This is a genomic window from Bradyrhizobium sp. PRIMUS42 (assembly GCF_023006515.1).
GTDB lineage: Bacteria > Pseudomonadota > Alphaproteobacteria > Rhizobiales > Xanthobacteraceae > Bradyrhizobium.
This window is the reverse complement of the sequence record NZ_JALBGZ010000867.1, coordinates 1-2359: the sequence shown is the minus strand read 5'-3', so window position 1 is coordinate 2359 and position 2359 is coordinate 1. Positions and strand designations below refer to the sequence as shown.

The window sequence follows — 2359 nt, the reverse complement described above, 5'->3', positions numbered from 1 at the left end:
AGCCACCTCGCCGGCGTCGGTCTGAAAGCTGCGCGTCGGCTCAGCCGCGCAGCTGACGTGGTAGCGCACCGGCGCCGTGACAGGCCTGGGGAAGCCGTGGTCATCGACGTCGTAGACCAGCAGGCGGCTTCCGGTCGGACGATAGCCGTGCAGGCCGACCAGCAGCTTGCCCTCCAGCTCCGGGAATTTGCCACCGTGATAATAGAGCATCCCAAGCGGCGCACCGTGCGGCGGCAGCAGCGAGAGCGGCGGCTTGTAGAGCGCGCCTGCCGTGCAAAACGATTTGTAGGCACCGGATTGCAGCACGCTCCTGAATTCGGGGCTCGGCGTCGACAAATCGTAGCAATAGGGCCAGCCGTAATGCCTGCCCTGCTCGATCGCGTTGATCTCCTCGTTCGGCTTGAAAATATCAGGCAGGTCGCGGCTGTTCTCGGCCTGCAGGAAAGCGTAGCCGGCATCGGGAAAATTCGGATGCAGCGCCAGCGCCATCGAGTTGCGCAAGCCGCGCGCATAGACGGTGTGCGGCGGATCGGCATCGCCGGGCTTCAGCGCCGGAAAGACGCCGCTCGCAGGCGGCGCGAACAGCCAGATCGATGCCATGGCGGAAGCGCCCTCGGCCGCCGCGCAGGGCTTCGTGATCGGCGCCGGCGTGATGCAGTCGTCGCTGTGCGAGCCGACATTGACGAATAGCTGCCCGTTCCTGTCGAAGACGAACTGCTTGAGCGGATGCGCGCTCTCCTCGATCCGGGAGCCGTCGGGCAGCGCGATCCGGCGCCCGGGCATGTGACGGATGATGGTCTCGACGGTGCCGCGCGGATTGTCGGCGAGCGGATCGAAGCGGAAGATCGTCTCGGCGGTCGAGGCGTAGAGCCTTCCGTCCGGACCGACCGCAAGGCCGAACGGATATTCGATTCCCGCGAGAAGCTCCTTGAACCGCCCGCCCTGGGGCGCCCGCGGATCGAGCAGCAGCAGCCGTCCGTCGGTGTGGCCCCAGCCGCCCATGTCGGCCACCACGAACAGGTCGCGGCCCGGCACCTGGACGATCGCGCGTGGAAACTTGAGGCCGTCCGCTTCGCTGGCGACGAGCCCGACGCAAAATCCAGCCTTCATGTCGATCTGGATCTTGGGAAAAGCGAGATCACCGTTGCCGCAGGTCTCCGCGCCGATCGCATAGCCGCTGCGGCGGAGCGGCTCCGATGACGCCACCGAGATGAGCCCAAGCAGGACCGGCAAAACCCACGCCAAGACCGACGCCAGGACCCACGCCAGGACCCACGCCAAGGCCCCCGCACATGCGCGCGGCCTTCGGCGTTCGCGCTCAGATGTGAAATAGCTCACGGCGGCCCCCGGACTTCCCGCGAAAAGATGTTCCATGCCGGGACAACGCCGTCCAGCTCAACATCACCCGCCTGTGATTAAACCTGTAACGACCTTGGGGCCGACCAATATCCGTAAATTCCCTTACCGGGTTCGACCCGAATGTTTCGCGAAGGCTCCGGGTGGTATCGGTTTGCCATCCCAGTTGCTCCCACCAGGAGGCGGATATGGTCCAGGTCTATTTTCACTGCTCCAACACCGAGGGCACCCTGATCGACCGCTACGGCGCCGCCGTGTCCAATCTCACCGAGGCGCGCGACCGTGCCTCTCAGATCATGCGGTCGATGATCCTGACGCCGAGCAACGAAGACTGGCGCGACTGGGTGATCCATGTCAGCGACGACGACGGCGAAGAGATTTTCGATCTCCCCTTCACCGCCATGCTCGGCAAGCCGCATTGAGGTGATGCCATGCTGATCGCTTCACTGAGCCTTTTCCGCCAGCCCCTGAACTTCGTCGCCGCCAAATGGCAGACCCTGGTCAGGGTCGCAGGCGACCCCTACCGGCCCGAGCTTCACTATATGCGCGGGCCTGGCCCAAAATGGCGCGCCAAATATCAGGCCAGCCGGCTGAACCGCGCGCTCTGAGCGCAGCGCCTCGGATCTCTGCTATCCGTCGTCATGGCCGGGCTTGTCCCGGCCATGATGCGTTTGGAGACGGCGCCGCCCTTCACCGTCCCGCAAACTTCGCCTTGCGCTTCTCAACGAAGGCGTTGCGGCCTTCGATCGCATCCGCGGTCTTGCGGACCACGGCCTGGAGCTCGATCTCGCGGCGGAATTGCGCCTCGTAGGTCGCATGCTCGCTCTCCTCTATCAGCAGGCGCGTTGCCACCAAAGCGCGCGTCGGGCCCTCGGCGAGACGGCGCGCCAGCGTCAACGCCTCAAACATCAGCTTCGCATCGTCGACGACCTGCCGCACCAGGCCGATGTCCTCGGCGCGCTCGGCCGTCAGCGGCTCGTTCAGCAGCATCAGCTCGAGCGCG

4 protein-coding genes are annotated in these 2359 nt (G+C 65.4%); 2 read left to right on the top strand and 2 right to left on the bottom strand.

Annotation, left to right across the window (positions count from 1 at the left end; translation table 11 throughout):
• The coding region (locus tag MOV75_RS34915) for a PQQ-dependent sugar dehydrogenase (RefSeq protein WP_247007615.1) at window positions 1–1338 on the bottom strand (1338 nt) is incomplete at its 3' end.
• Between the two features lie 206 nt (window positions 1339–1544).
• On the opposite strand from MOV75_RS34915, the gene MOV75_RS34910 reads away from it, so the two are divergent.
• Both MOV75_RS34910 and MOV75_RS34905 read left to right on the top strand, forming a co-directional pair.
• Entirely contained in the window at window positions 1545–1778 is a 234-nt protein-coding gene (locus MOV75_RS34910) for a hypothetical protein (protein ID WP_094973683.1), read from the top strand.
• 9 nt (window positions 1779–1787) lie between these two features.
• A complete protein-coding gene (locus MOV75_RS34905; RefSeq protein WP_246922585.1) occupies window positions 1788–1964 on the top strand; it encodes a hypothetical protein in 177 nt (58 codons plus the stop codon).
• Window positions 1965–2046: 82 nt separating this feature from the next.
• Here the strand turns inward: MOV75_RS34905 and MOV75_RS34900 are convergent.
• Window positions 2047–2359: enoyl-CoA hydratase-related protein (locus MOV75_RS34900; RefSeq protein ID WP_247007613.1), on the bottom strand; the 313-nt coding region annotated here is incomplete at its 5' end.